This window comes from Bacillus sp. JCM 19034 (assembly GCF_001310635.1).
In the GTDB taxonomy this organism is placed as follows: Bacteria; Bacillota; Bacilli; order Bacillales; family Bacillaceae_D; genus Halalkalibacter.
Genome location: NZ_BAXR01000040.1, coordinates 1 through 5,092, shown reverse-complemented (window position 1 = coordinate 5,092; position 5,092 = coordinate 1). Strand labels below are relative to the sequence as shown.

Here is a 5,092-nt window from a genome sequence, read left to right as displayed (position 1 = left end):
CGTAACATTATCAGATTTGGTGCTGAACAAGCGATTTATTCGATAAAATCATTCTAATTAAGGTAAGCCTTATTTAACTAGGAGCAGAATAGTGGCGATTGCACTTAAATGAAATAAATAGATTTCCATAAATTTGAAGTCTGTTTGATATACGTAATTTTTTTAAAAAAGTCTTTTTATCAAGGTCCTGAAATAGCTATGGGTTGATGTTTCTCTGCATCAAAAACTGCCTTTTTCATTTTATCACCTTCTTTGGAAACAGTTACAAATACGTAAACTTGCCTTTTGGGGTGATATCCATTACCACCAACTCTAGCGTTTCCATAATCGTCAAATTTTGATAATATTTTATTTATATCTTTATAAGATACTTTTTCTCTAGAGTTAACTTTTGCACCTTCGTACTCTGTGTATAGGTTCTTGTCTCTTGTCTCATAAAAAGCATTAGCATCCATAAACTCCTTATCTGAGTTATCAGGATATTTACTCCAGGGCTCTTCAGCATACACTGATGAAACTACTAGTGAGAATATTATAAATAATGTAAAAGTGGTGAAATAATTTTTTTTCATTACAATTACCTCCTTAAAAGATAGTTTCCCAACAAATAGAAGCGTTATTCATAAGTGGTGGTACCTGCTATTTTTCCAAATAGGACACCTGTAAAGATAAGATTTATTATTCACCATATTGATTCTTGTTGCACTAACAAGTGCAAAAATTATAAAACGAAATTTTTGCTGCACAGCATTTCTGTAGTGCGTTAATTTGGACTTTGAAAAAATAGAGCCCTCAGTAAGATAAGAGTATAGATACCACTCTAAAATTCAAAGTGGTCTGAAATCCTGCAGCTGTTAATCAGCTAACAGAAGATAATGCTAAATCGTTGTAAAGATGATCTATGGATTAATCAATACTGTTACGATGCGAAATGGCGGAGATTAAGTGTTATGAGAGGTTGTAGATAAGGTATCTGATATTTATAAACGTATCCGAGATTTAAACGAGTTAAGAAATAAATAATATGGTTCATGACTTGAACAGGTAATAGCAATATCTGTATCAAACGGGAGCGAGAGTTGATAGAATATGCATTTTGTTAATTGTTAAATGATATATTTTATTAGGTTTATCAAGGAGTTTAATATGGAAATATTTTTAACTTTAATAGTCGTATTTATTATTTCGTTTTTACTGATTTTTAAATTTGTATATAGTGGTAATAAAAAAGAAACTGAAGAAGAAAAGATGAATTTCTTCATGGTTATTTTTGTGTCGGTGGCACTATCCTTAATTATAACTGCAACAATCGGTTTAGTAATATTCGCACTTCTTGGCTCTACAAGTATTGTGAATAGAATATTTTCTCTTAATATTAGTAAGAATCAGTTAGCTGTTATAACTATTTCTTTTTTTGTTTATCTATTTACTCTCGATAGTTTTATTGAAATCACTGTGAAATATATTATCGGTAAAAATATCTTTTATGTCATCGTTTTACTATTTATACGAATAGGTATTTTTTATTTAATAGGGAAAATCATTAGTTTAAACCAAACAATTAGTATCACGATTGCAATAGGAGTAGCCTTAATCATATTGTTAATTGAGACTTTGTACTATTTGAGAGAGAGAAATAAAGAAAAAGACATAAAAGGCAAATAAAATAGGAAGATTCTCTGCAACAAGCGAGTGCATTTCTTTAACAAGGAATGCTTTTTTAAATGTTAATAAAAGGAAATGAATGTTAAACTAAAGAAGGAGTTTAGTGAAAGAGGAAATGTAGTTCATTTATAGAAATATTAAAGTTTGAGATTATTTAATTTATCTTAATTTAATAACAGGGGTGAGGGTTTGAGCAAAACACTAATAAATCAGATTCCTTTAATAAGTAATTGTAATGATGTTATTCAAATTAAAAAGGGATTTTCCTCAGATGAAAAATATATAATACATATGCATGATGGTAACAATAAGTTACTTCTTCGGATGTTTAATTTAGAGGTATTGGAATTAAAGAAAACAGAATACTTTATTTTGGAAAGGATGCAGGATTATAACGTTACTTGTTCACAACCGATTTCAATAGGTGAGGTAGGAAATCGGGGGTATATGATCACATCATACATAGAAGGTAAAGATGCTGAGGATCAAATCTCAAGATACTCAGACCACGAACAATTTAATATTGGCATTGACGCGGGAAAAGAATTAAGAAAAATGCATCAATTTGCTGCTCCAAACCATATTTCTTCGTGGTATTCAAGGAAAGTAGAAAAACATAGGAGATATATAGACGCTTACTTAACGTGTGAGGTAAAGGTAAAAAATGATCAAAAAATAATGAATTTTATTGATGAGAATATACAACTCATGAAACAACGCCCGAACTTATTTCAACACGATGATTTTCACCTTGGAAACATCATTGTGAATAATAAAAAATTCGCTGGAGTTATAGACTTTAACAGGTATGATTGGGGAGATCCTATTCATGAATTTCTCAAGATTGGTATTTTTAGCCGAGAAATAAGCATTCCTTTTTCAATAGGACAAATCAGAGGTTACTTTAATAATAAAGAACCTGATGAAGAGTTTTGGAGGCTGTATTCACTTTACCTAGCAATGTGCGTTTTCTCTACTGTAATATGGACGTTAAAAACTATTCCAAACAACTTAAATGTGATGTTAGATAAAGTTTACATGTATTTAGAAGATCATGATTACTTCAATAGATTAAAGCCGAAGTGGTATCAATAGAAAATACCTTTGTGAAAGATTGTACTTAAAGTAACGGGAGCGGTAGCTATATAAAGGCTATCGCATATGCTGCTAACGGGCAGGTTTGTTTAATAGAAAAGGTTTTTAGAGAACAAAAGTTAGTCATTAAACAACTTATATGGAGGAAGTAAATTGATAAATTTTTTTAAATATAACTGGCAAGTGAGAGGCGAATGGTTTGACTGGTGCAAACAACTACCTAATGAAGAATTGTTAAAAATCCGAACTGGAGGAGTAGGAAGTATATTATATACGCTTTTTCACATTATTGATGTTGAGTACAGTTGGGTTCGTGGTATTCAAGGGAAAGAAGATGTAGTATTTGAATTTACTAATTACAATACAGTTGAAATGGTTGAATCGCTTTCAGAGAAATTTCAAAATGAAGTAACAGAGTTTCTAAATGAAAATTTAGACGAACTAAAAGCAAAAGTAGTGAGTGTTCCTTGGGACGCAGATAAATATACTGTTGAAGAAATATTACATCATATAATTTCTCATGAAATTCACCACATTGGTCAACTCTCTATATGGGCAAGAGAAATGGAACTTAACCCTGTATCCGCTAATTATATTGGGAGAATTTTCAACTAAAAAACCTTATTTAACTAACTGGGGGCGATGGGCAGAAGAGTTGAAGAGCAGTCGTTTCTTGTGCTAATGGGCAGGATAGTTGAAGAAAATATAAAAGGATATTTGTTAACATTAACCGAATTTTATAGTTAGGTAAATTTTCACAAATAAGAGGCGAATAGATGAAAATTAAAATTATTGAGAGAAAACAATTACGAATAATAGGAATGAAGCTAGAAACTTTATTGCAAGATACTAGAGAACAAAAGATAATTCCTGAATTCCAACAATTCTTTAATACCAGACTGAATGAGATTAATGGTGCAATGGGTCTTCCTATAACCTATGGAATTTTCATTGACCCTCCTAACTACAATCCTGATACTGACCTATTCACATGGATAGCTGGGGTAGAAGTTAATACAGATGTGGAACCCCCAGTCGGTATGATTGAGTATGAACTCCCTAAATCCACCTATGCTGTTTTAGAATACGAAGGAGACAATGATAGTGCGGGTAATGCTTATGGGGAGTTGTATGAGTGGATAAATAACTCAGAGTTTGAACAAGCTGGTTCCTATGGGTTCGAGATGTATTCAACTGTTCATTCTCCGTTAGAACGAGGATTTTCAGAATTTTTGTTGCATTTCCCTATAAGAGATAAGTAATCGAATAATTACTAAATTCATTTTGAGAGTATTTTCAACGAAAGCGATTCTTCAACAGAGTATCGCTCTTGAGTTATATAAACAGAGCAGATTGTGAATTATTAAACTTAAACTAAGGGGAGTGTTTCTGCAATAAAGCAGGAACGCATTTTTTTGCACAACAAAAAAAGGAATTAATGTTAAAATCAAACCAACAGTTATTCAAGTAACGGTTCAGTAATCTTTAATAAGAGGATTGGTTTATTATGGTGAATGAACTAAATATTTTAAAGAATTAGAGGGGGACTGTATGGGAGAAAACGGACAACTTAAAGATGTTATTTTCAATGATAGTAAATACGCAAAAACTAAAAAGATATTAGCTATATTATTTACTACTTTTGTATTCTTAATACAAGTAAATGGAACTGATAAAATGATTGGATTTATTGTTGTATTCACAGGAACGGTTTTAGGCGTAATTTACTCGGTCTGTAAGCTCCTTTTTTATAATACAAAGAGAAACATCAAAGACATTGTATTCTTAATAATATTTATCTGCTTGTTTGTTTGGGGCATAATTACATTTTTCGATTTATGAAAAACTGTTGAATTTCTTATTCAACAAACGGGGCTTTAGTTGAAGAAGGAAGACGAAAAAAAACAGGTCCTTTTGCTGCATAGTTTAACAATACTTGTTATTAAACAATCATTAAGGCGGTCACTTTTTTAGGGTGATCGTTATTTCGTATGACGGATACTGCACAGTAACGTTTGTCATAATTATGGAAAATATCAACAATATTTCGTTGTCATCTGGTATGATTTTAGTATGGAAATTTGTGATATTGTGAAGTGTTTCACTTAAACTAACGAGGCAGTTTAATTTAATAAATTTAAACTAACAAAATATGGGTCTAAAGGTAAAATATATGTATTAAATGAAGGCTAAGGGGGTGATTTCATTTGTTTGAAACAGAAAGATGTTTCATAAATTCTTTTAAAAAAACGGATTATGCTGATGTTAAAAAACTATTTGTGAATCAAGATGTGAGAAAATTCCTAGGTGGTATACGGGATGAAGAATCAAA

General features: G+C 31.1%; 6 protein-coding genes. 5 read left to right on the top strand and 1 reads right to left on the bottom strand.

The window, feature by feature from the left end; translation table 11 throughout:
• Positions 1-179: 179 nt before the first annotated feature.
• Positions 180-572: a hypothetical protein gene (locus tag JCM19034_RS20400; protein ID WP_062052610.1), complete on the bottom strand. Its 393-nt coding sequence runs from the start codon at positions 570-572 to the stop codon at positions 180-182.
• A 574-nt stretch (positions 573-1,146) separates the two neighbouring features.
• On the opposite strand from JCM19034_RS20400, the gene JCM19034_RS20395 reads away from it, so the two are divergent.
• The 5 genes from JCM19034_RS20395 (at position 1,147) to JCM19034_RS20375 (ending at position 4,602) form a co-directional block, all read left to right on the top strand.
• Positions 1,147-1,665, top strand: a complete 519-nt coding sequence (locus JCM19034_RS20395) for a hypothetical protein (RefSeq protein WP_062052609.1) — start codon at positions 1,147-1,149, stop codon at positions 1,663-1,665.
• 189 nt (positions 1,666-1,854) lie between these two features.
• The gene (locus tag JCM19034_RS20390) at positions 1,855-2,760 is read left to right on the top strand and encodes an aminoglycoside phosphotransferase family protein (protein WP_062052608.1); all 906 of its coding nucleotides are present in this window, start codon (positions 1,855-1,857) and stop codon (positions 2,758-2,760) included.
• Between the two features lie 153 nt (positions 2,761-2,913).
• Positions 2,914-3,375: a DinB family protein gene (locus tag JCM19034_RS20385; protein ID WP_062052607.1), complete on the top strand. Its 462-nt coding sequence runs from the start codon at positions 2,914-2,916 to the stop codon at positions 3,373-3,375.
• Between the two features lie 161 nt (positions 3,376-3,536).
• Positions 3,537-4,022 carry a GyrI-like domain-containing protein gene (locus JCM19034_RS20380; protein ID WP_062052606.1) on the top strand — a complete coding sequence of 162 codons (486 nt, stop codon included), beginning with the start codon at positions 3,537-3,539 and terminating at the stop codon, positions 4,020-4,022.
• Between the two features lie 289 nt (positions 4,023-4,311).
• The gene (locus JCM19034_RS20375; RefSeq protein WP_062052605.1) at positions 4,312-4,602 is read left to right on the top strand and encodes a hypothetical protein; all 291 of its coding nucleotides are present in this window, start codon (positions 4,312-4,314) and stop codon (positions 4,600-4,602) included.
• Positions 4,603-5,092: the final 490 nt, after the last annotated feature.